At 69.1% G+C, this 22,899-nt stretch carries 23 protein-coding genes and 1 pseudogene; 11 read left to right on the plus strand and 13 right to left on the minus strand.

All coding sequences use genetic code 11. From position 1 onward, the window contains the following. Positions 1-61: 61 nt before the first annotated feature. The gene (locus IG65_RS0111650; protein ID WP_030514899.1) at positions 62-310 is read left to right on the plus strand and encodes a hypothetical protein; all 249 of its coding nucleotides are present in this window, start codon (positions 62-64) and stop codon (positions 308-310) included. Between the two features lie 28 nt (positions 311-338). Here IG65_RS0111650 and glgC read toward each other — a convergent pair whose 3' ends face one another. Next, positions 339-1,553, minus strand: coding sequence for a glucose-1-phosphate adenylyltransferase (gene glgC / locus IG65_RS0111655; protein WP_030514900.1), 1,215 nt, complete (start codon positions 1,551-1,553; stop codon positions 339-341). A 171-nt stretch (positions 1,554-1,724) separates the two neighbouring features. Between glgC and glgA the strand changes: the two genes are divergently transcribed. Next, positions 1,725-2,882, plus strand: coding sequence for a glycogen synthase (gene glgA, locus IG65_RS0111660; RefSeq protein ID WP_030514901.1), 1,158 nt, complete (start codon positions 1,725-1,727; stop codon positions 2,880-2,882). Here the strand turns inward: glgA and IG65_RS0111665 are convergent. Further along, on the minus strand, positions 2,858-3,358 hold the full coding sequence (locus IG65_RS0111665; protein ID WP_081879429.1) for a DoxX family protein: 501 nt from the start codon (positions 3,356-3,358) through the stop codon (positions 2,858-2,860). The genes glgA and IG65_RS0111665 overlap by 25 nt on opposite strands. Positions 3,359-3,445: 87 nt before the next feature. Here IG65_RS0111665 and IG65_RS0111670 point away from each other — a divergent pair, with 87 nt between their 5' ends. Then, complete coding sequence (locus IG65_RS0111670) at positions 3,446-4,306, plus strand: sigma-70 family RNA polymerase sigma factor (protein WP_030514903.1); 861 nt, start codon at positions 3,446-3,448, stop codon at positions 4,304-4,306. Positions 4,307-4,322: 16 nt separating this feature from the next. On the opposite strand, the gene IG65_RS0111675 is transcribed toward IG65_RS0111670, so the two are convergent. The 9 genes and pseudogenes from IG65_RS0111675 to IG65_RS0111720 form a co-directional block, all read right to left on the minus strand. Further along, positions 4,323-5,225, minus strand: a complete 903-nt coding sequence (locus IG65_RS0111675; protein WP_081879409.1) for a putative RNA methyltransferase — start codon at positions 5,223-5,225, stop codon at positions 4,323-4,325. Positions 5,226-5,366: 141 nt separating this feature from the next. Continuing rightward, positions 5,367-5,534 carry a DUF3117 domain-containing protein gene (locus IG65_RS36785; RefSeq protein WP_064902036.1) on the minus strand — a complete coding sequence of 56 codons (168 nt, stop codon included), beginning with the start codon at positions 5,532-5,534 and terminating at the stop codon, positions 5,367-5,369. Positions 5,535-5,714: 180 nt separating this feature from the next. Further along, positions 5,715-6,287 carry a DNA-3-methyladenine glycosylase I gene (locus tag IG65_RS0111690; protein ID WP_030514905.1) on the minus strand — a complete coding sequence of 191 codons (573 nt, stop codon included), beginning with the start codon at positions 6,285-6,287 and terminating at the stop codon, positions 5,715-5,717. A gap of 851 nt (positions 6,288-7,138) precedes the next feature. Further along, positions 7,139-7,420 (minus strand): annotated as a pseudogene (locus IG65_RS0111695) (DivIVA domain-containing protein); the annotation flags it as partial. Between the two features lie 62 nt (positions 7,421-7,482). After that, positions 7,483-8,619 carry an Mrp/NBP35 family ATP-binding protein gene (locus IG65_RS0111700; RefSeq protein ID WP_030514907.1) on the minus strand — a complete coding sequence of 379 codons (1,137 nt, stop codon included), beginning with the start codon at positions 8,617-8,619 and terminating at the stop codon, positions 7,483-7,485. Between the two features lie 144 nt (positions 8,620-8,763). Continuing rightward, a complete protein-coding gene (locus IG65_RS0111705) occupies positions 8,764-9,600 on the minus strand; it encodes a lytic transglycosylase domain-containing protein (RefSeq protein WP_030514908.1) in 837 nt (278 codons plus the stop codon). Between the two features lie 164 nt (positions 9,601-9,764). Beyond that, the gene (locus IG65_RS0111710) at positions 9,765-11,210 is read right to left on the minus strand and encodes a lytic transglycosylase domain-containing protein (RefSeq protein ID WP_231509155.1); all 1,446 of its coding nucleotides are present in this window, start codon (positions 11,208-11,210) and stop codon (positions 9,765-9,767) included. Positions 11,211-11,373: 163 nt separating this feature from the next. Continuing rightward, a complete protein-coding gene (locus IG65_RS0111715; protein WP_030514910.1) occupies positions 11,374-11,982 on the minus strand; it encodes a DUF1003 domain-containing protein in 609 nt (202 codons plus the stop codon). Next, complete coding sequence (locus tag IG65_RS0111720) at positions 11,979-13,331, minus strand: magnesium transporter MgtE N-terminal domain-containing protein (RefSeq protein WP_081879410.1); 1,353 nt, start codon at positions 13,329-13,331, stop codon at positions 11,979-11,981. The genes IG65_RS0111715 and IG65_RS0111720 overlap by 4 nt, the downstream gene beginning before the upstream one ends. Before the next feature lie 50 nt (positions 13,332-13,381). Between IG65_RS0111720 and IG65_RS0111725 the strand changes: the two genes are divergently transcribed. From IG65_RS0111725 to IG65_RS0111740, 4 genes are all read left to right on the plus strand, one after another. Then, positions 13,382-14,329, plus strand: coding sequence for a CoA ester lyase (locus IG65_RS0111725; RefSeq protein WP_030514912.1), 948 nt, complete (start codon positions 13,382-13,384; stop codon positions 14,327-14,329). A 120-nt stretch (positions 14,330-14,449) separates the two neighbouring features. Further along, positions 14,450-15,499, plus strand: a complete 1,050-nt coding sequence (locus tag IG65_RS0111730) for a fused (3R)-hydroxyacyl-ACP dehydratase subunits HadA/HadB (protein WP_081879411.1) — start codon at positions 14,450-14,452, stop codon at positions 15,497-15,499. Between the two features lie 160 nt (positions 15,500-15,659). Beyond that, positions 15,660-16,151, plus strand: coding sequence for a general stress protein (locus IG65_RS0111735; protein ID WP_030514914.1), 492 nt, complete (start codon positions 15,660-15,662; stop codon positions 16,149-16,151). A gap of 22 nt (positions 16,152-16,173) precedes the next feature. Continuing rightward, positions 16,174-16,773: a suppressor of fused domain protein gene (locus tag IG65_RS0111740; protein WP_030514915.1), complete on the plus strand. Its 600-nt coding sequence runs from the start codon at positions 16,174-16,176 to the stop codon at positions 16,771-16,773. A 35-nt stretch (positions 16,774-16,808) separates the two neighbouring features. On the opposite strand, the gene corA is transcribed toward IG65_RS0111740, so the two are convergent. Next, positions 16,809-17,891 (minus strand): magnesium/cobalt transporter CorA, encoded by a 1,083-nt coding sequence (corA, locus tag IG65_RS0111745; RefSeq protein WP_030514916.1) that lies wholly within the window; start codon positions 17,889-17,891, stop codon positions 16,809-16,811. Positions 17,892-17,923: 32 nt separating this feature from the next. Between corA and IG65_RS0111750 the strand changes: the two genes are divergently transcribed. The 4 genes from IG65_RS0111750 to IG65_RS0111765 all read left to right on the plus strand — a co-directional run bounded on the left by IG65_RS0111750 (position 17,924) and on the right by IG65_RS0111765 (position 22,442). Continuing rightward, complete coding sequence (locus tag IG65_RS0111750; RefSeq protein WP_030514917.1) at positions 17,924-18,778, plus strand: PHP domain-containing protein; 855 nt, start codon at positions 17,924-17,926, stop codon at positions 18,776-18,778. A gap of 26 nt (positions 18,779-18,804) precedes the next feature. Next, on the plus strand, positions 18,805-19,041 hold the full coding sequence (locus IG65_RS0111755; protein ID WP_231509157.1) for a hypothetical protein: 237 nt from the start codon (positions 18,805-18,807) through the stop codon (positions 19,039-19,041). Positions 19,042-19,092: 51 nt separating this feature from the next. Then, positions 19,093-20,670 carry an FAD-binding protein gene (locus IG65_RS0111760; protein WP_369801522.1) on the plus strand — a complete coding sequence of 526 codons (1,578 nt, stop codon included), beginning with the start codon at positions 19,093-19,095 and terminating at the stop codon, positions 20,668-20,670. Positions 20,671-21,221: 551 nt separating this feature from the next. Next, positions 21,222-22,442 carry an NADP-dependent malic enzyme gene (locus tag IG65_RS0111765; protein ID WP_369801523.1) on the plus strand — a complete coding sequence of 407 codons (1,221 nt, stop codon included), beginning with the start codon at positions 21,222-21,224 and terminating at the stop codon, positions 22,440-22,442. A gap of 79 nt (positions 22,443-22,521) precedes the next feature. Here the strand turns inward: IG65_RS0111765 and IG65_RS0111770 are convergent, their stop codons facing one another. Beyond that, a complete protein-coding gene (locus tag IG65_RS0111770; protein WP_030514921.1) occupies positions 22,522-22,851 on the minus strand; it encodes a heme-binding protein in 330 nt (109 codons plus the stop codon). Positions 22,852-22,899: the final 48 nt, after the last annotated feature.

Consider the following 22,899-nt stretch of genomic DNA (forward strand, 5'->3'; position numbering starts at 1 on the left):
ACCACCGGACTGCCGATACCATTGGCACAGTGGGTAATTCGGCGGTACCGGGAGGCGGGGAGTGTACGAGCGCGGAATCCTGATCGAGGTCGCGCCTCGCGGGTGGCTGGTCCTGGCTCTCGTCAGCCTCGGCGCGGCGGTCTTCGTGGCACTGCTGGTGATGCTGCTGGTCAGTGACGACAAGTTCGACGATCCGTCGAGATATCCGAGAGTGCCGCACGGTACCTGTGCGCCGTTCTGCTACACGCCGGAAAGTCCGGGAGTCACCGAACCGGCCCCGCCGCCGCAGTATCCGATGCCGGGCCGCTGAGCCGGCTGCTCACCCCGACATCGGGGGCTCAGACCCAGACGCCCTTGCCGACGGTGACCACGCCGCCGTTGCTCACCGCGAACCGCTCGCGGTCGCGGTCCAGATCGACGCCGATGATCTCGCCCTCGCCGACCATCACGTTCTTGTCCAGGATCGCGCGCCGCACCACCGCGCCGCGGCCGATCCGCACTCCGGGCATCAGCACACTGCCCTCCACGGTCGCCCCGTCCTCGATGAACACATTCGAGCTCAGCACCGAATTGCGCACCGTCGCCGCGGACAGGATGCTGCCCGCGCCCACGATGCACTCCTGGGCGAGCCCGCCCTGCGCGAATTTCGCCGGTGCCAGATTCTCGGCCGTGCCTCGAATGGGCCAGTGCTTGTTGTAGAGATTGAAGATCGGGTGCACCGACACCAGATCCATATGGGCTGCGTAGAAGGCGTCGATCGTCCCGACGTCGCGCCAGTAGCCGCGGTCGCGGTCGGTGGAACCGGGAACGTCGTTGCGCGCGAAATCGTAGACACCGGCCTGCCCCTGGGAGACCAGCGCCGGGATGATGTCGCCACCCATGTCGTGATCGGAATCGACATCGTCGGCATCGGCGCGGATCGCGTCGACGAGAACCTTCGTGGTGAAGACGTAATTGCCCATCGAGGCGAAGGTCATATTCGGATCGTCGGGCGTGCCGGGCGGATGGACCGGTTTCTCCAGAAATTGCGTGATACGGCCCGATTCGTCGGAATCGATACAGCCGAAGGCGCTGGCCTCGCTGCGCGGCACCCGGATTCCGGCCACGGTCACCCCCGCACCGGAATCGATGTGATGGGCGACCATCTGTTCGGGATCCATGCGATAGACGTGGTCGGCGCCGAACACCACGATGTAGTCGGGGTCCTCGTCGTAGATCAGATTCAGCGACTGCATGATCGCGTCGGCGCTGCCGGTATACCAGCGCGGTCCCAGCCGCTGCTGGGCCGGGACCGGAGTGATGTATTCGCCGCCGAAGCCGGACAGCCGCCAGGTCTGGGAGATGTGCCGGTCCAGGGAATGCGATTTGTACTGGGTCAGCACACAGATACGCAGATAACCGGCGTTGACGAGGTTGGAGAGGACGAAGTCGATCAGGCGGTACGCGCCCCCGAACGGGACCGCCGGCTTCGCGCGGTCCTTGGTGAGGGGAAAGAGTCGTTTGCCCTCACCACCGGCTAGCACTACTCCGAGTACGTGCGGCTGGCTCCTCACGGAATTCAACCTACCGTCCCAGGCCACGGCGTGTCCGATGCCGGTTCACTCCGGCGTGGCCGGGCAGGTGTGGTGGGGCGGGGGCGTACCGATTAGGTTGGACCGGTGAGTTTCGCGGATGGCGGCCGCGAGCCGATATCGCCTGCCGACCCCGACCGGCTCCGGGTCGCGATGTTGACCCGCGAATATCCCCCCGAGGTGTACGGCGGGGCCGGAGTACACGTGACCGAACTGGTCCCGCAGTTGCGCCGGCTGTGCGACGTGACGGTGCACTGCATGGGCGCCGAACGCGGTGATGCGGTGGTCCATCAGCCCGATCCGATGCTCTACGCCGCCAATTCCGCCCTGCAGATGATGTCGGCGCAGTTGCGCATGGCCGATGCCGTCGGCGCGGTCGACGTGGTTCACTCCCACACCTGGTACACCGGGCTCGGCGGACATCTGGCCGCGAGTCTGTACGGCATCCCGCACGTCCTCACCGCGCATTCGCTGGAACCGCGCCGGCCGTGGAAGGCCGAACAGCTGGGCGGCGGTTACCGGTTGTCGTCGTGGTCGGAGCGCACCGCCATGGAGAATGCCGACGCGGTGATCGCGGTCAGCGAGGGCATGCGCCACGATGTGCTCGATGCCTACCCGACCGTCGATCCCGGGCGAGTACACGTCGTGCACAACGGGATCGACACGCGGGCCTGGTTCCCGGGCGGGCCGGTGCCCGAGGCCCGCGATGTCCTCGCCGAATTGGGGGTACGCGGCGATGCGCCGATCGCGGCGTTCGTCGGCCGCATCACCCGGCAGAAGGGGGTCGCCCACCTGCTCGCCGCGGCGCGCGATATCGACCCGGGGATTCAGCTGGTGCTGTGCGCCGGCGCACCGGATACGCCGCAGCTGGAGGCCGAGGCGGCCGCGGCGGTGCGCGAACTCGCGGCAACACGCGGCGGCGTGTTCTGGGTCCGCGATATGTTGCCGACCGAGCAGGTGCGCCAGATCCTCTCCGCCGCAAGCGTTTTCATCTGCCCCTCGGTGTACGAGCCGCTCGGAATCGTCAATCTGGAGGCGATGGCCTGCGGCACCGCGGTGGTCGCTTCGGACGTCGGCGGGATTCCGGAGGTGGTTCTCGACGGGCAGACCGGACGGCTGGCGCATTACGACCCGCAGGCGCCGCGCGACTTCGAACGAGACCTCGCCGACCTGGTGAACGACCTCGCCGGGGACGCGGAGACCGCGGCGCGATTCGGGGCGGCCGGCCGGGCACGCGCGACGGCCGAATTCAGCTGGGCGCAGGTCGCCGCCCGCACCACCGACCTCTACGACCGCATCCGCAAGGGCTGACGGCCGGGCAGGCAACGGTCGGCGGGCCGTAGCGCCCAGGACGTGACGGTCAGCGCGGTCATGACGCTCAGAATCCCGACTTCCGCGCGGGCGTAACCGGTGACCAGATGTGAGGCGATCGCGCCGGTGTAGACGAAAAACGTTCCGGCATAAGCCCATTCCTTGCACAGGGGAAGCCGGGGAGCGGCCAGCACGATCGCGGCCGGGATCTTCCACACGCCGAGCAACACCAGGAAATAGCGTGGGTACCCGAGCTGGGTGACCACATCGGTCACGAACGGGATGCGGGCGAGATCCCAGACGCCGCCCACCCCGGCCTCGGCGACAATGGCCGCGGTGGCGACCCGATAACCGACGGTGCGGTAGCGGCCGTCGGCTGTCGCGAGCACGGGTGAGCGGTCGCGGCGGGCAAGGCGTCCGATGGTGCCGGCCGACGTGGTCGTACCGGCCGGCGCGGAGCGGGAAAGACTGCGCATGGCTGCCTCCTGGCTGATGATGGTGAGTGGTCGCACTGATACGGCCGCACTTGATACGGCGTAGCGCGTGGCGAGGATGTGACCGGCATGAGCGAGCGCGAGCAGGCCCTGCAACGGCTGCACGACCAGCGGCCGCGATTACGGGCGCTCGCGCACCACATGCTCGGCTCGGCGACCGATGCCGAGGATGCCGTCCAGGAGACCTGGCTGCGCGTGCATCGCAGCCCGCCCCGCGCGGTCGGCAACCTCGATGCCTGGCTCACCACGGCCGTGGCGCACACCTGCCTGGATCTGTTGCGCACCCGACGGTCTCGGCCCGAACAGCCGAGCGGCACCCAGCTGCCGGATCCGCTGCTCGTCGCCGCCGACGGTCCCGCGGCGCCGGAAGAGCAAGCGCTGCTGGCGGATTCGGTCGGCCTGGCGATGCAGTTGGTGCTGTCACAGCTGGATCCGGCCGAACGTATCGCCTTCGTTCTGCACGACAGCTTCGCGGTGCCGTTCGATCACATCGCCGCGCTGTTGGACCGGACCCCGGCCGCCACCCGCCAATTGGCCAGCCGCGCTCGTCGCCGGCTGCGGGCCGCGCCGACACCCGACGGGGAACTCGCCGACCAGCGGGCGGTGGTGGAGGCATTCTTCGCGGCCGCCCGCCGTGGCGACTTCGAGGCTCTGGTGGCGCAGTTGGCCCCGGAGATCGTGCTGCGCGCCGACGCCGGTGCGGGAGGCGGCTGGGAAATTCACGGCTCGCGCGACACCGCCACCCGCGCCCTGCTGTTCGCCCGGCCGTCCTCGGATGTGCGGCCGGTGCTGGTGAACGGCGCCGCCGGTGCGGTGATCATGTTCGACGGGCAGCCCGGAGTGCTGCTCGCCTTCACGGTGACGAACGGACGTATCGCGGAGATCTACGTCTACGCCGACCGGGAGCGGGTTGCGGCTTTCTTCCGGTGAGCAGGGTGGTCGCCGGTCAGCGGTGGTAGGCCGCGACGGTGACCGAGGCCGTCACCGGCATCGCTTCGGGGAGGCCGGCGATCAGGTCGTCGCGGGATGTGGCGGCGTGGTGTGCCGACGGACCCATGCCGACCACATTCGCGATCGCGGCGTGATCGAGGGTCATCTCGTATTCGACCGTGACGCGTCCGGCAGGCCGGAAATCCGCGGACAGCGCGTCGGTCAGGCGCGCGTCCTTGTCCGTCTGCACGCCCACCATGTCCAACGGGGCGATGAGTTCGGCCAAGTGGCGCGGCGTGGGTGTGACGACGACGAAGGCGCCGCCGGGGCGCAGCACCCGCGCGACCTCGGCCGGATTGCGCGGGGCGAAGACGCACAGCACCCGGTCGAGCGCACGGTCCCGGATCGGCAGCCCCCGCCACACGTCGGCGAGGATCGATGCCGCCCGCGAATGGGCGCGAACGGCCCGGCGCGCCGCCGGTTTCGAGACGTCGAGTGCGATGCCGTGCGCGTCGGGCGCCGCCTCCAGCCCGGCGGCCAGGTAGTAACCGGTTCCGGCGCCGATTTCGAGGATCGTGCCGGTCGGTGCGCCGTCCGCGACGACGTCGGCCGTCGCGCGCGCGATCGGGTCGAAATGGCCCGCGCTCTGGAATCGCGCCCGGGCGTCCAGCATGTCGGCGGTATCGCCGGTCATCTTGGTCGCGGCGCCGGTCAGCAGGCTGACGTAACCCTGTTTGGCGATGTCGAAGCTGTGGCCCGACTCGCACACCAGGCGACGATCCCGGAGCTCGACGCCCGCACGGCATTCCGGGCAGGCCACCGCGGATGCGATCGAGGCCAAGGGTGAGGCGTGGTCTGTGGGCGGCTCCGGCGTCGTGCCCGGTGCCGCCTGCCGTGTTCCGCGGTTCGGTCCGGTCATGTGATCCGCCGGGCATTCTCGGCCGCCCGGTCGAGGAGGCCGACGCGACGGGCGCAGATCCAGCCGGTGACCCGGCCGGATCTGCGCGCGCGGGTTCGCGCCGGCAATTTCATCACCGGTGTATTTCGTTGGGTCGAGCGGCTAGCTGGTGACCGCGGTGAGCTCTTTACCGAGAGCTGCCGCTTCCTCCGGCGTGAGCTCGACGACCAAACGCCCGCCACCCTCGAGTGGAACCCGCATGACGATTCCACGCCCTTCCTTGGTTGCCTCGAGGGGACCGTCCCCGGTGCGGGGCTTCATGGCCGCCATCCTCTGCTCCCTCCAGATCCGCGCGGTCTGCTGCGCACTTCTCGGAACTAATGTGTTGTCACCAACAGGCAGCCGCCGGACGCGACAGGCATGTCCGGTTGGGCTGCACCACGCCTATTCTTCCTTATCAGCGAACCGGCCGGGTACCTGAGTTCGAAAACCGACCGGCGTGGCGCGTGATCAACGCCGCAGATCGACCCAGCAATCGGCCAGATGGTCATCGACCATTCCGGTCGCCTGCATCAATGCGTACGCCGTGGTCGGACCTACGAACCGGAACCCGCGCTTCTTGAGTTCTCTTGCGAGAGCGACGGATTCGGGTGTGACGGCGGGCACGTCGGACAGTTCGCGCGGGCGCGGGCGAGCGGGCGGCGCGAACGACCAGAGCAGCTCGTCCAGCCCGGGGCTCAACTCCCGCGCAACCCGGGCATTGGCGACACACGCAAGGATTTTGGCGCGATTGCGCACGATGCCTGGATCGGCCAGGAGCCGCTCCACATCGTCGTCCCCGAATTCGGCCACCCGGTCGATGGCGAATCCGGCGAAGGCCGCCCGGAACGCCGGCCGCTTGCGCAGGATCGTGATCCAGGACAGCCCGGACTGGAACGCCTCGAGACACATCCGCTCGAACAGCGCGTCGTCGCCGTGCAGCGGCCGGCCCCACTCGGTGTCGTGATAGTCCCGGTAGAGCTGCGAGGACTGCGACCAGCCGCAGCGCACCTTCCCGTCGTCCACCACCGCCTCGACGCTCATCGAAGCCCTCCGGCGGCCGATGGGGGGTCTCCCGGTAACGGCGGCGGCGCCCAGCCGGTCGCGGGTGTCTCCGTCGCCGGGGCGAATCCGGTCGTCGAGTCCGGCCCGGAGGGAGCGATGTAACCGGTGGTTCCAGCCACTCCCGCCTCGCTCGTGTTCTCCGACTCGGAGCGGACGGTCGTCGACCGGTCGGTCGGCGCCACACCGTCGTGCCCGGCGGAAGCCTGCGGGGTGGTGCCCTGCTCGACGAAGCCCGATGCCGGTGCCTGCGCGGTGGTGTCGGTCGGTGAAGCGACACCGACCGTGCCGGGGGCCTGCCCGATGCTGCCCGGATCACCGACAGTGGTCCCGGTGGGCGTGGCGGTGTGGGGGCCCGCGACGGTCGGGGCGGTGCCGGTAGCCGGTGCGTATCCGTTCGCCGGGTAGCCGGTTCCGGGGAAGGCAGTGCCGGGGAGGGCAGTGCCGGTGGGCATTCCCGACCCGGCGGGCAGGCTACCGAAACCACCGCCGGGGGCGAAGCTCGCGCCCGGGGTGAAGCCGGTGCCGGAGCTATCGGCAGGAATCTGACCGGTCGCACCGCCGACAGCCGGGGTGCCTGGACCGGCCGAAGCCGGTCCGCCTAGACCGTGGGGAGTCGCGCTGCCGGGACCGGCGAAGGTGGCGCCGCCGGGACCCGCGAAGGTGGCGCCGCCGGGACCCGCGAAGGTGGCGCCGCCGAAGAAGGTACCGGTGCTGAAGTTGGTGGTCGTGCCGTTGCCGGCGGCCGGGGGAGTGTCCGTGGGAGGGAGCGTGCTTCCCGTATTCGGTTGCGCCGGTGTGATTTCGGGTTCCCCGGCGGCGGATGGGTAGGTGCTGCGGCTGCGCTCGAGTTGCATTTCCAGCTCGTCGATCCGGGCGGCCAATCGGCTCAGCGCCCAGTCGACCTCGCCCGCCTTATATCCCCGGAACACCTGCTGGAACCGCAATGCGCGCACATCCGATCCGCGAATACCCGCGGCGGGCAGCACCGTCACCGTTGTCCCCTCCGGCAGCGGCCCCAATTCCTCCCCGCGCCCGAACACCGCACTGGCCACCAGGAACAGCAACGCGGCCACCAAGCCGACGATGAGCACGTACAACAGCAGCGTGAGCATAGGTCGAGCTTAGGTGGCGACACCGACAGCGATCTCGGCAGCTGTGGCGGGCCGGTACCGCCCTACAGGTGACGGGTGGTGTCGATGCCCAGCGACATGCCCGCCAGCCCGCGGCGGCGCACCGCCAATTTATCGGCGATCCCTTGAAGGGCCTGTGCCGCGGGGTTTTCCGGGTCGCTCAGCACGATCGGGGTGCCCTCGTCACCGGCCTCGCGCAATTCCTGGGTGATCGGAATCTGGCCGAGCAGTGGCACCTCGGCGCCGACCGCGCGGGTGAGCCGGTCGGCGACGGCCTGGCCGCCGCCCGACCCGTAGAGCTCCATGCGGGATCCGTCGGGCAGATCCAGCCACGACATGTTCTCCACCACACCGGCGATGCGCTGGCGGGTCTGCAGGGCGATGGCCCCGGCCCGTTCGGCGACCTCGGCGGCGGCCGGCTGCGGCGTGGTCACCACCAGGATCTCGGCGTTGGGAATGAGCTGAGCGATGGAGATCGCGACGTCACCGGTGCCGGGCGGCAGGTCCAGCAGCAGCACGTCCAGATCGCCCCAGAACACGTCGGCCAGGAACTGCTGCAGCGCCCGGTGCAGCATCGGGCCGCGCCACACCACCGGGGTATTGCCCTGGGTGAACATGGCGATCGAGATGACCTTCACGTCGTGGGCGACCGGCGGCATGATCATCCGCTCGACCTGCGTGGGCCGCTGGTCCGTGCCGAGCATGCGCGGTACGGAATGGCCGTAGATATCGGCGTCGAGCACGCCGACCGACAGACCGCGCGCGGCGAGCGCGGCCGCGAGATTGACGGTGACGCTCGACTTTCCGACACCGCCCTTACCGGAGGCGACCGCGTACACGCGGGTCAGCGATCCGGGCTGGGCGAACGGGATCACCGGGTCGGCGGAATCGCCGCGCAGCTGCTTGCGCAGTTCGGTGCGCTGCTCGTCGCTCATCACATCGAGGTCGACGGTCACGGCACCGACGCCCGCGACGTCGGCCACCGCCTTGGTGACCATCTCGGTGAGCTTGGTGCGCAGCGGGCAGGCCGCGGTCGTCAGATAGATCTCGACGTGCACACTGCTGTCGTCGCGGACCGAGACGCTCTTGACCATGCCGAGTTCGGTGATCGGCTTGCGGATCTCCGGGTCGTCCACCTTTGCGAGCGCGCCCCGCACATCCGTTTCCGTAACCACTGGCATAGCCGTGAGTCTAGCGACCGGAGCGACGGGGCCGGAGGCGGCAGCCTGCGTAACCCCGGAGGCCGCCGCGTAGGTCGCCATAGACACAGCGACCGGAGCGACGGGTTTGTTTTGGGCGGCAGCCTGGGCCCGTCACCGTCCGGCTCAGATTCGCGGCAGCTGGCTGGGCTTGGGCGCCACACCCGTGCGGTACGCGACCTCCCACGCCATCACATTGGCGACGTAGGCCATCGAGTTGTTGTAGCGCATGATCGCCTTGGACTGCTGCGACAGATCCGTCATGTTCAGTCCGCCCGAGCAGAGGTAGTTGCCCGCGGTCAAGGCGGCGTCGAACAGATTCTGCGGATCGGCGATGCCGTCTCCGTCGCCGTCTCCGGCGAATTTGCGCCACGTCTCGGGCAGGAACTGCATCGGGCCGACCGCGCGGGTGAAGCCCTGCATACCGCCATCGAGGTCGTCGCCGTTCGCGTGCACGACGTTGTTGCCCGCCAGGCTGCCGTCGAGGACGGGCCCGTAGATCGGGTCGAGCGCGACACCCTTGGAATCGGCCTTGCCGTAGGCGTGATGCGATTCGACCTGTCCGATACCGGCCAGCACGGACCACGGCATGTGGCAGTCCGGTTCCTCCTGGGCCAGAATGCGTTCCGCGTTCTGGTATGCCGCGTAGGCGATGCCGGGCATACCGTTCGGTCCGGGCGGCAGATCGGCAGCGACCCGGCCTTCCGGCTGCGCAACGGTTTTCACGATCGGCGGGCCGGGATGCTTTGCGGCGCGCATCATTTCGTCCGGCGCGGCCTGCTGGTCGACGGCCTGCTGGGCGTCCGGAGTGTGTTGCGGCAGAGCCACAGCGGTGAATTCGCCGGTGTTGACCTCGGCGGCGGAGGCGCCGACGGCGACGAGTCCCGCGGGGACGAGTCCGGTCAGAGCGATAACGGATCCGCGCCGGACAGGGGTGGCCGGCTGCTTACGGTGACGTCCCACGATGTGGTGACCCTCCAATGCTCGCTGTGAGCTTTTCGTGACACAACGAGATCAGATTACCGCATCCGAGACCTTTTCGTTACTGCTTCGTGACCGCCTGTCCCGTTTACGCCGAAACCCCCGCCTCAGCGGGGGTTTCGGATCGTAGCGGGGGTATCGAGCGACTACTGCGGCGGCGCCGGCGGACCCGGCAGGACGGGCAGCGGGACGACGATTCCGAACGGCAGCGTGATTCCCGGCTGCTGGGTCGGGCTCGGTGGCGCCGCCGGTGCGGGCGCGGCAGCCTCCGGGCCGGGTTCCGGTGTCTTGGAAGGCGTTTGCGACTGCTGCTCGGGCGCGGCCGGTGCCGGTGCCCCGTCCGGCTGTGCCGGTGCCCCGGGCTGGCTGCCGGGCGCCGGCTGGCCCTGCGGCTGCGTGCACGCCGGGGCCGCCGGCTTCGGTGCGTTCGGATCGGCCGGGGCCGCATTCTGATTCGCGGGCGCGTTCGGATCGACGGGCTTGCCCTCGGCGGCCTGCGGATCGATCGGGCGCACCGGGTCGCCCGCCGCCCAGCGCTGAGTCTGCGCGGGTGCGGCCGGTTGTGCGGGTTGCCCGGGTTGCGGCATCGGCGCCGGCACCACGGCCGGATCGCACGGATTCGGCTTCGGCGGCGGGCAGAAGATGCCGCACGGAATCGGCGGCAGCCCCGGAATATTGATCATCACCTGGGTCGGCTGCTGCGGCGTCGGCGCGGTGGGGGTGGCCTGCGACGGCGGTGCGGTGGTGGTCGGAATGCTGCCGTTGGCGGCGAGGATGTCCGGGCCCGCGGGCGGGGCCTGCATCGTGCCCGGCGGAATCAGATCGGGCGAGATCTGCACCTGGGTAGGCGCGCCGCCGGTCTTGTAGGCATTGGCCCAGCTCAGCACGTTGGCGGCGTAGGCCATCGAGTTGTTGTAGCGCAGGACCGCGCGCAGTTCCTGCTGCGGGTCACGCAGATTCAGCCCGCCCGAGCACAGGTACTTGCCCGCGGCCAGCGACGCGTCGAAGACGTTGTTCGGATCCGCGACGCCGTCGCCGTTACCGTCGGACGCGTACAGCGACCAGGTGCCGGGCAGGAACTGCATCGGGCCGACCGCCCGCACGAAATTGCCGTCGGCGGCCTTGATGACCTCGTTACCCGGCAGCGTGCCATCCAGCGACGGCCCGTAGATGGTGCCGATGGTCGTGCCCGCGGCGTCGGTGCGGCCGTGCCCGGCGTGATTGGACTCGATGCGCCCGATCCCGGCGAGCAGACTCCAGCTCAGACCGCAGTTCGGCTCCGAGGACTGCAGTGTCAGTTCGGCATTGCGATAGGCGGCGAGCACGATCTCCGGAATTCCGAAGGCTCCGCTACCGCCCGGCAACGCGATGTCCTGCAGCGGCACGGTACCGCCGAACAACGGCGCCCCATCCGCGGGCGCCGTCATAGCTCTGAGTTTGCGAGGAGGTTCGGGAGCGGCGGGTACCAGCCCCACCGCCTCGGGGTCGGAGTTGCCGGCGTCGGTGGGGGAGCTTGCTGCCGCCAAGCGCGCCTCGGCCGTCTTGGGCGCACTGGTTCGCGCGGTCGTGTGCGCCGCCGAACCTGTAGCCATCAAACCCGCAACCACCAGCGCCGATACGGTAATCGGTCCAGACATTCGCATCGGCACAACCAATCCCCTCGTAGTCGTTGAGCGACCTGATTCGCGCGGGGCCGCCACGGACAACGTGATCCAGGTTACCTGTCGGTCAGCACCTTGTTATCGATAATTGCGGTCAGCTGCCATCTATTTGAGGCGAAATCGGTACTCGACCCCTCTTTCGATCGGTACTTTTCTTGGACTTCGCCGTCTCGACAGCATCTTCGTCGTCCAGAGGCGCATGGAGTTGGAGCCGCGCCAGAGCGTCCTTGATGTCTTCGAGTTCGCGGCGCAGATAGTCGCGAGTAGCCACCTCGCCCACCGCGATCCGCAGCGCCGCCAGCTCCCGGGCCAGGAATTCGGTGTCCGCCTTGGTCTGTGCCGCGCGGCGGCGATCCTCCTCGAGAGATACCTTGTCGCGGTTGTCCTGCCGGTTCTGGGCCAGCAGGATCAGCGGTGCGGCATACGCGGCCTGGGTGGAGAAGGCCAGGTTGAGCAGGATGAACGGATACGGATCCCACTGCAGGCTGACCGCGAAGACGTTGAGCCCGATCCAGACCACGACCACGACCGACTGCAACAGCAGATAACGACCGGTCCCCAGAAACCGGGCCACGGTCTCGCTGCCCCGCGCCACGGCCTCGGGGTCGATCTCGAATCGGAACCGCGATTCGACAGGTGTTTCCAAGCGCTGCCGGGCGATCGGCTTGTCCGGGCGGCTCGCGCGTTCGCTGCGCTCACTCATGCTTTCGCCCTTCCGGCTGCCGCTTCAGCGGCCTCCGCCGCGCGCCCCGCCGTTGCGATCGAATGAATGGTGCTCGCCGGTTCGGAGGCGTCCTCGTCCTGTTCGCGCCAGTCCTCGGGCAGCAGATGGTCCAGCACGTCGTCGACGCTCACCGCGCCGAGCAGGTGATTCTCCTCGTCCACCACCGGCCCGCAGACCAGGTTGTAGGTCGCGAAGTAGCGGGTGACCGCCGTCAGCGCGGCATCGGGATGCAGCTGGGTGAGGTCGCTGTCGACCAGCCCGCCCACCATGGTCGCGGGCGGTTCCCGCAGCAGGGCCTGGGTGTGCACACAACCCAGATAGCGGCCGGTCGGCGTCGCGGTCGGCGGGCGGACCACGAACACCATCGACGCCAACGCCGGAGTCAGGTCGGGGTTGCGGATACGGGCCAATGCCTCGGCGACGGTCGCCGCGGGGGTCAGCACCACCGGGCGCGGCGTCATCATGCCGCCCGCGGTGTAGGGCGAATATTCGAGCAGGCGCCGCACCGGCTCCGATTCCTCCGGATCCATCAGTGCCAGCAGTGCCTCGGCCTCGCCGGTGGGCAGCTCGCCGAGCAGGTCGGCGGCGTCGTCGGGGTCCATCGCCTCGAGCAGATCGGCCGCGCGTTCGACACCCAGATTCTGCAGCACGTCGACCTGGTCGTTCTCCGGAAGTTCCTGCACCACGTCGGCGAGTCGTTCGTCGTCGAGGGCCCGGGCCAGTTCGATCCGGCGCTTCTCGGGCAGTTCGCGCAGCAGATGCGCCACGTCGGCCGGGCGCAGGCCCTCGAACTGGCCGAGCAGCTGGGTGACGTCCTGACCGGGCAGATTCAGTTCGTGCTGGGTCAGCCCGCGCACATCCGACCACTCGACCACGTGCACCTCGCGCCGCCGGCCCAGGCGCCGATGTCCGCGCACCGCCACCCGAGAGAGCACCCAGTCGCGGGTGCGGCTCTGTTCGATGCCGAGGTCGACGACGAAGACGTCCACCCCCTCGAGGTCCGGGAGTTCCGGATCGACGACGCGCACCTTGGAGTCGAGCACCTGCGCCAACGCCAGCATTTCGCCGGGCCGCTGTTCGAAGCGGCGCAGGCTCACGGTGCCGGTGTTGAGGTTGACCGAGTTCGGCTCGATCGCGTTGACCCGGAGCATCGGGACGAAAATACGTTTGCGCGTGGGTAATTCGACCAGCAGTCCCAGCACCCGGGGTTGCTGGCGGTCGTAGCGGATGGAGATCACCACGTCCCGCAGACGGCCGATAGACTCGCCGTCCGGACCCAGTACCACCAGGCCCGCCAGCCTGGCGGCGAAAACTTTCGTTGCTGCCATAAGTGCAAGGCTATGTGGTGCAGCCCCGCGAGACGATTCAGGAGCCGCCCATGTCAACGCGTCGATCGGTGCTAGCCGTACCCGGCAGTAATCTTCGGATGATCGACAAGGCCAAAGGTTTGCCCGCCGACGAGATCTTTCTCGACCTCGAGGATGCCGTCGCTCCGCCCGCCAAGGCCGCCGCCCGCGCCAATATCGTGGCCGCGCTGAACTCGCCCGGCTGGGGCAATCAGATCAAGGTGGTGCGGGTCAACGACTGGACGACGGAATGGACCTACGCCGACGTCATTTCGGTGGTCGAGGGCGCCGGCCGCGATCTGGACGCGATTCTGCTGCCCAAGGTGCTCGACGGCGCCCAGGTGCGCGCGCTCGATCTGCTGCTGACCCAGTTGGAGAAGGCCAACGGCCTCGAGGTGGGCCGCATCGGCATCGAGCCGCAGATCGAGAACGCGCAGGGACTGCGCAACATCGACGAGATCGCCACCGCCAGTCGGCGCGTGCAGACCCTGGTCTTCGGTCCCGCCGACTTCATGGCCAGTATCAACATGCGCACCCTGGTGGTCGGTGAACAGCCCGAGGGCTACGCGCCCGGCGACGCCTACCACCACATTCTGATGACCATCCTGCTCGCCGCCCGGGCCCACGGCCTGCAGGCCATCGACGGTCCCTATCTGCAGATCCGCGATCTCGACGGCTTCCGCCGCGCCGCGTCCCGCACCGCGGCCCTCGGTTTCGACGGCAAATGGGTGCTGCACCCCACGCAGGTCGAGGCGTGCAACGAGATCTTCAGCCCGCGCCAGGCCGATTACGACCGCGCCGAGGAGATCCTCGACGCCTACGCGTATCACACCTCGACCGCCGGCGGCGCCCGCGGCGCGGTCATGCTCGGCGACGAGATGATCGACGAGGCCAGCGCGAAGATGGCGCAGGTCGTCGCGGAGAAGGGCCGGGCCGCGGGGATGGCCCGCAGCACGAGTTTCGTCCCGCCGCAGGCATAGCGACAACTCACAATCGGCCCGCCCGGGTGTCGTGAAACCTTCCGAAAGGTAGGCGGATCCGGCGACCGGTGGCTGCGGCGTGCTTACGCTCCAGCGCAGCCGAGCGTTGAGGAGTGTGGCTTGTCCGAGCTAACCGTGGATGTGGCGGCATACACGCGGTCCCTGGTGGGATATGCCTACCGAGTCGAGGACTACTACGAGGTCGGGCGGGAGAAGATTCGCGAGTACGCCCGGGCGGTGCAGGATCACGGCCCGGTGCACTGGCGGGAGGCGGCCGCCGCGGAGTACGGCTACGGCGCGGTGGTCGCGCCGCCCACGTTCCTGTCGATTCCCGCGATGCTGGCCAATCGCCGGCTGTTCGAACGCGTCATCACCGGCTACGACGTGTACGTGCAGACCGATCAGGTTTTCGAGTTCCATCGGCCGGTGGTCTCCGGTGATCGTCTGGTGAGCGACGTCGAGGTCGCCGCGGTGCGCACCATCGCCGGAAAGGATCTGATCACCGTCACCAACACCTTCACCGATCAGTTCGACGAGGTCGTCCATGTGATGCACACGACCGCGGTCGGTGTGACCGGCGACGATATCGACGCGGGTATCGGCGGTGCGATCGAACGCGTGATCATGCACGGCGTCGGGGCGCCGTCGGCGGCGCAGGGGCTTTCCGAGGCGGAAGTGCTGGAAGCCGCCGTCGCGCCCAGCCGCGACCACCGTTACTCCGAGGTATCGCGAAAGCGCGTACTGCACAATGTCATTCGCTTCGACGAGGTCGCGGTGGGCGACGAGCTCCCGCCGCGCACCGCGCGGGTCACCCGCGGTGATCTGGTGAACTACGCGGGTGTCTCGGGTGACGCCAACCCCATCCACTGGCACGACGGCGTCGCCGCGCTCGCGGGCCTGCCCGACGTCATCGCGCACGGCATGCTCACGATGGGGCTCGGGGCGGGCTTCGTCACCGGATGGCTGGGCGACCCCGGAGCGCTGACCCGATACGCGGTGCGGCTGTCGAACTACACGATCGTGGATGCCCGGTCGGCGGGCGTCGTCGAATTCAGCGGCCGGATCAAATCCCTCGATCCGCAGGCCCGCACCGCCGTCGTGGTGGTCGTCGCGAAGTCGGCGGGCCGCAAGATATTCGGTCTGGCCACCGCCGAGGTCCGCTTGGCGTGAGGCGGACTCGTCCGGGTCGATGCATGCGGTCCCCCCGGTGTGATCCTCGGCGGCGCGATGTCCGATTTGCTGCCCTTCGGCGGTAAAATCGGACACGCGGTGCGCCGCTGAGTCGTCGCATCCAGCCGCAGCGGCGATATCGACCTAGGATCGTGGAGTTATGACCAATCCGTTGGGTAGTCCGAATCGCAATCGGCCCGGCTTGCCGACGCCGCCGTCGGGGTGGCCGGTCGCCTCCTATCCGACCTACGCCGAGGCGCAGCGGGCGGTCGACTATCTGGCCGACAACCAGTTCCCGGTGGAGAACATGACCATCGTGGGTGTCGATCTGATGCAGGTCGAACGAGTGCTGGGCCGGCTGACCTGGGGCAAAGTCATTGGCGGCGGCATGGTTTCGGGCGCCTGGCTGGGCCTGTTCCTGGGGTTGCTGCTGAGCCTGTTCACCACGGGCGGCGTGATCGGGCCGCTGGTGGTCGGCCTGGTCGGCGGCATCATCTTCGGGCTCATCTCGGCGGTGATCCCGTACGCCGCCACCCGCGGCACCCGCGACTTCGCCTCCACCATGCAGCTGGTCGCCGGCCGCTACGACGTGCTGTGCGACCCGAAGGTGGCCGAGCAGGCGCGGGATATGCTGGCGCGCCTGGCGCTGTAGGGCTCTGGCACGCTCTAGGGCTATGGAACTCGATCAGGTGCGGTCCGCGGTACTGACGCATTTCGGCATCCCCCGGACAGGGTCGGGATTCGACGACACCCGCTTCGATTCCGCGTCGGTGACCTTCCTCGGCCTGGAGCCGATCGACATCCTGCGCATCCCCGACGGCGAGTTCGTGCACTACGTCACCCTCGGCGGCTCCCGGCATCCGATGACCGACTCCGCGGCGGCGCTGGCCGACCCCGTGCTCGGCCCGCGCGCCGAATTGGTGCTGACGCTGCGCGGCGGAGCCGGTGCCCAGGCGGGCCTGCCGCGCGGACTCGGCGTGCTGATCGCCGCGCCCGCGGTGGAAGGCGTTGTGCTGCAACCGGATGCGCTGCTCGACCTCGGAGAACCGTTGTGGCACAACGCTCCCTTCACCGCGGTCCTGCTGGGCGAGGCCGATATCGCCGAGGTGGCACTGCCGGATCCCGCCGATCCGGTGCGATTCCTGTCGGTCGCGCCGATCACCGCCACCGAGGCGGCGTGGGTGCGGGTGCGTGGGGCCGCGGCGCTACGGGACGCGTGGGCCGAAGCGGGGATCGACATCCGGGATCCGCACCGGGCCGCCGCGAATCTGTAAGCCCGCGCGGGCACCCGGCGGCGAAACGTCCAGCCTCACAACCACTTGTTGCGCCGCAGCGCGACGAACAGCCCACCGCAGATGACCAGGATCACGATCCACACCATCCCGTATCCGTAGGTCCACGACAGCTCCGGCATATGGGTGAAGTTCATGCCGTAGATGCCGGCGATCATGGTCGGCACCGCGGCCATCGCGGCCCAGGCCGAGATCTTGCGCATATCCGTGTTCTGCTGCACGCTGACCTTCGCCAGCGCCGCGTTGATCAGCGCGCTGAGCGCTTCGTCGAAATCGCTGATCCGCTCGGCGACCGCGGTGTGGTGGTCGGCGACGTCACGCAGATAGCGGCGGATCTCCTTCGGCATCGGCAGTTCCGAACTGCGGCTGAGCACCTGTAGCGGCAGCGCGAGCGGGTTGACCGCCCGCCGCAACTCGACCACCTCGCGCTTGAGCTGATAAATGGCCTCGATGGTGAGCCGGCTGCGCGGGGTGAAGACCTCTTCCTCCATGCCCTCGACATCGTCTTCGACCGACTGAGTCACCAGGAGATACGTATCCACCACATGGTCGGCCACGGCGTGCAGGACCGCGCCCGGTCCCAGCGCCAGGCGTTCGGGATGCTTCTCCATCTCCTCGCGGACCACCTTCAGCGCGGTGTGCTCGCCGTGGCGGACGGTGACCACGAAATTCGCGCCGATGAAGATCATGATCTCGCCGGTCTGCACGATCTCGCTGACCGAGTTGGGGTCGTGTTCGAGGTATTTCACGGTGCGCAACACCAGGAACAGGGTGTCGTCGTAGCGTTCCAGTTTGGGGCGCTGATGGGCGTGCACGGCGTCTTCGACCGCGAGTTCGTGCAGGCCGAAGATCTCGCCCACCTCGGTCATCTGGTCGGCGTCGGGAGCGTGCATGCCCACCCAGACGAAGCCGTCGCCGCGCTCGCGCACCTGTGCCAGCGCGGCCGCCGGGGTCACATGTCCGGACTGGCGGCGGCCGTCGATATAGACGCCGCAATCGACGATCGCGCGGGCGGTGGGAACCGGAATCCGGGGCAGCTGCGGCCCGCGCCGCGACCTCCCGGAGCCACGGAACGGGGGAAACGGCGGTATCGAGGGCACGCCCCGGATGCTAGTTGGGCAAGATGGAACGCGTGCGTATCGACCTCCACACCCATTCGACCGCATCCGACGGCACCGAGACTCCCGGCGATCTGATGCGCGCGGCCGCGGCGGCGGGGCTGGACGTGGTGGCGATCACCGATCACGACACCACCTCCGGATGGGACGAGGCGGTCGCCGCGCTGCCGGCGGGGCTGCGGTTGGTGCGCGGGATGGAGATGTCCTGCGTCGGTATGGGGGAGGACGGCTGGCCGGTGCCGGTGCATCTGCTGGCCTATCTGTTCGATCCGGCCGATGCCGCGTTCGCCGCAGAACGCGAGCGGTTGCGTACCGAACGCGTCTCGCGAGTGCGCGCGATGGCCGATCTCATGGTGGCCGATGGCCTGCCGATCGACCCGGACGCGGTACTCGCCGCGGCGGGTCCGGCAGCGGGACGCCCACATCTGGCGCGAGCGCTGGTCGAGGCCGGTGTGGTCCCGACCGTCGGCGCGGCCTTCGACGATCTGCTCGCGCCGCGCGGCCGCTATTACGTCGAGAAGGCCGACACGCCGTTGCGGCAGGCGGTGGAGATGGTGGCCGCGGCCGGTGGGGTGACCGTGGTCGCGCACGCGCGCGCCCGCACCCGGGGGCGGCTGCTGGCGCTCGACGACATCCGCGATCTGGCCGAGCACGGGCTGGGCGGAGTCGAGATCGATCACCCCGACCACAATCCCGCCGACCGGGCGGTGCTGCGCGAGCTGGCGCGCGAACTGGACCTCATCGGCACCGGATCCTCGGATTACCACGGCGCCGACAAACCCGTGGGTTTGGGCGAATGCCTCACGGACGCAGAGCAATTCGAGCGTCTGGCCGAGAAGGCCAGCGGCGTCGCGGTGGCCGCCTCGTGAGGGTCGTGCGGGCGCTCAGCGGAACGGTGGCCGCCGGACTGGTGGTGCTGGCGGCGGTCGTCGTCGGCGCGGCGGTCCTGGGGGTGCGGCGCGGATTTCCCGGGCCGGGGGCGAGCAGTGTCGGCTGGCATATCGGAATGGCGGGGCTGGCGCTCGGCGCGCAAATTTTTTCCGACCGGCGTCGGGGAATTCCGGCGTTTTTCGGATCTCTGGTCGTCTTTGTGGCGGCGGGTTACCTATTGGTTACGCAATGGTGGAATTGATCTCCGCGTAACAGTTGCGGCCGGATGAATTGTGGCCGAATATTTTCCTTTGTGAGCGTGCGTAGCCGGTCCACTATTCGCGCGGAATCCGAGTTCGCGGCGGAGACGTCCGCCGACGTGCTGGTGGTGGGTGGCGGCCCGGCGGGTGCCTGGGCGGCGTTGACGGCGGCGACGGCCGGAGCGCGCGTGATCCTGGTCGACAAGGGTCGTTGCGGGGAATGCGGTCCGACGTCGAAAGGCGTTGTCGCGCTGTGGGATATCCCGCCCGGGCCGGAGCGGGAGCGAGCGCTGGCGCACAGTCTCTCGCGCGGCGGTGACCTCGGTGATCCCGAGTGGATGGACCGGGTGCTCGGCGAGACCCATCACCGCATCGCCCACCTGCTGCGCTGGGGATACCGGCAGGCCGGAGACGGGCCGTCGACGCGCGTCCACCTCGAGGGCCGGCGGTATCTGGCGGCACTGCGGCGCACGCTGTTCCGATTGGGTGTCCAGGTCGTCGATCATCATCCGGCGCTGTATCTGCTGGTCGACGCCGATGGCGCGGTGTGCGGGGCCGGTGGGCTCGCCGGTGACGACCGATACCGCGGCTGGACGATCCGCGCGGGTGCGGTGGTGCTCGCGACGGGTGGGTGCGCGTTTCTGGCCGGTGGCGCGGGAACCGATGTCGATACCGGTGAGGGCCTGCTGATGGCGGCGGAGGCGGGCACCGAATTGTCGGGCATGGAGTTCTCCGGCGCCTACGGTCTCGCGACGATGAGCGATCTGCGTGAGCCCCGGTTCGCCTCGCTGTACGACGAATCGGGGGCTCGCATCGACGGGGACGACTTCACCGTCCGGTCCGCGGCCCTCACCGCGCTGGCGGAGGGGAGGGCGGTCTACGCCGACATTCCGCCGGAGTCCGCGGTACGGTACGGCCCCGCGTCGGCGGCGCCACCGGGTACCACGGCGGTGCCCGCGAGCGCCGACGCGTCGCCGCCGGCCGGCCGGGTGCGTCTGCGTCCGGTCCTGCAGGGCACCGTGCGTGGTTCCGGTGGGATCAAGCTGACCGGCTTCGATTGCGCCACAACGGTTTCCGGACTCTATGCCGCGGGTGACGTGGCATCTCGGGAACCGATCACCGGTGCGGTCGGCGGGTTCGACGGGCACGGCGGCGGGTGGGCGATCTCGTCCGGAATGTGGGCCGGATCGGGCGCGGCGCGGTTCGCTCGCCACCGGGGCCGCGTCGGCGACGCGCGGCCGGTTCCGGGGGCCGGGCTGAATTCCCATCCCGGCGACGATCCGCGCGCGGACATCGATCCCCGTGCGGTGATCGGGCTGGTGCAGGAACATACGTTGCCGCTGCGGCGCAGCTATTGGCGCAGTGCGGGCAGCCTGCGCGACAGCATCGCCGAACTCGACGCGATGTGGCCGGTCACCGAATACGGGCTCGGCGGCACCGGCGCCGATCAGGTGCGGGCCCGGCAGGCCGCGGCCTTGCTGGCGGTGGCCCGCTGGACGAAGTACAGCGCCTTGGCGCGCACCGAGACCCGCGGCCTGCATCGGCGCACCGATCATCCCGGCCCGGCCCGCAACTGGCGGCGCCGCCTGCTGACCGGCGGCGTGAACGAGATCTGGGTGCGCCCGGCGTAGCGGACAGGCCCGGAGGCGCCAGCCTGCGTGACCCTGAGCTCACATCGGCGTTCCGGGTGGCGGTGGGACTGTTCACCGCTGCTTCCCAGCAGGGGCGAGTTTCCCCTTACGCGCAGGTAATTCGGGGGCCCTACCCTCGGAAGATGGCAGTAGACACCCGCCCTCGGGCCGGCCCCGCATCGAGGGGATCGTGCCCCGGTCGAGGAGCGATTTTGCAACTCCCTGTCCGTACTGGCAGAATGTTGCGGATTCCCGGCCGACGCCACCGCCCGGTCCGGGACGGTTGGTGACCTTCGGTTCGTGACGCACGGCTCCGATCCGCGGATCACCCCGCAGCCTTGCCCGGACCACCCGTCCGGTTCTCGCTCGACGGATCGTGCGCGGCCAGATCGCAAAGAAGCAAGCCCGCAAAGGCGCTAATCACCGAACGGTTTTGCGCGGCCACGTGAACGCGCGGTCGGCGCACATCGTTCGAATTTCGAAGAACTTTTATACGAAAACCCGGCGGTAACCGTGAGCCGGTTCAGCCCGGACCGAGCAGGAGTGAAATCGTGTCATCTGTGACTGACGCACCGAATGCCACTACAGCGAGCCGTGAAACCGATACGACCGATCTGTCCGCTATCACGCACGAGGAAATTTTCGCCGGCCATCTCGGTGGCAAGCTTTCGGTGGAATTGTCCGCACCGCTGGAGACCCAGCGTGATCTGTCCATCGCGTACACGCCGGGCGTCGCGGAGGTGAGTCGCGCCATCCACAAGGACGAGGCGCTGGCCAAGCGCTACACGTGGACCGACCGTCTGGTGGTCGTGGTCAGCGACGGTACCGCGGTCCTCGGCCTGGGTGACATCGGTCCGCGTGCGTCGCTGCCGGTCATGGAGGGCAAGGCCGCGCTGTTCAAGAAGTTCGCCGGTCTGGACTCGATTCCGATCGTGCTCGACACCAAGGATGTCGACGAGATCGTGGAAACCCTGGTGCGCCTGCGTCCGAGCTTCGGTGCGGTGAACCTGGAGGACATCTCCGCCCCGCGCTGCTTCGAGATCGAGAAGCGCGTCGTCGAGGCGCTGGACTGCCCGGTCATGCACGACGACCAGCACGGCACCGCCATCGTGGTGCTGGCGGCGCTCAACGGCGCCGCCAAGGTGCAGGGGCGCGATATCGCCGACCTGAAGGTGGTCGTCTCCGGTGCCGGTGCCGCGGGTGTGGCCTGCTCGAACATCCTGCTGGCCGCCGGCGTGTCGGATGTGGTGGTGCTCGACTCGAAGGGCATCGTCAGCCGGGACCGCACGGACCTCAACGAGGTGAAGGCCGATCTGGCCGCCCGCACCAACCCGCGTGGCGTCACCGGCGGTGCGGCCGAGGCGCTGGCCGGTGCGGATGTGTTCCTGGGCCTGTCGGCCGGGACCATCGCCGAGGAACTGATCGCCTCGATGGCGCCGGAGTCCATCGTGTTCGCCATGTCGAACCCCGATCCGGAGATCCACCCGGAGGTCGCGCGCCGCTACGCCGCCATCGTGGCGACCGGCCGCAGCGACTTCCCGAACCAGATCAACAACGTGCTCGCCTTCCCGGGCGTGTTCAAGGGTGCGCTGGATGCCGGTGCGCGCCGGATCACCGAGGGCATGAAGGTGGCCGCCGCCAACGCCATCTTCGGTGTGGTGGCCGACGAACTCTCGGTCGACAAGATCATCCCGAGCCCGCTCGATCCCCGGGTCGCTCCGGCGGTCGCCGAGGCCGTGGCCGCGGCCGCGCGCGCGGAAGGCGTTGCGTAACACCAGGTTCGACCACAGCGAGGGCGCCCCGGGAACTCCCGGGGCGCCCTCGCCGTATTCGGATGCCGACGCGCTGCCGCTACTTCTTGTGGCAGGCCTTGCGGTAGTCGATCATCGGCTGCCGCACCCCGCGAAAGTCCTTCAGCTCCTGCTGGTGGCCCTGGCGGTAGGCCTGCATCTCGGCCTTGCGCTGATCCTTCGGCATACCCTTCACCTTGGCCAGCTCGGCGGCCAGATCCGGGTGGCCCGCCAGGAATGCCGCGACCTGCGGGGCGGTCTGGGCCTGGACCTGGGCGCGTGCCTGCGGGCTGCACTGCGGGGCGTCGGCCGAGGCGACGCCGGGCACGGCGACGGCGAGGGCGGCGATTCCGGCGGTGCCGGCCAGCAGGGCGGCGACAGTGCGCTTCATACCGGTAACTCCATTCGTGACGGGAACGTGTCGGGTCCGAATCTGCGC

The sequence above is a fragment of the Nocardia sp. NRRL WC-3656 genome, from assembly GCF_000720265.1.
Classification (GTDB): Bacteria; Actinomycetota; Actinomycetes; order Mycobacteriales; family Mycobacteriaceae; genus Nocardia; species Nocardia nova.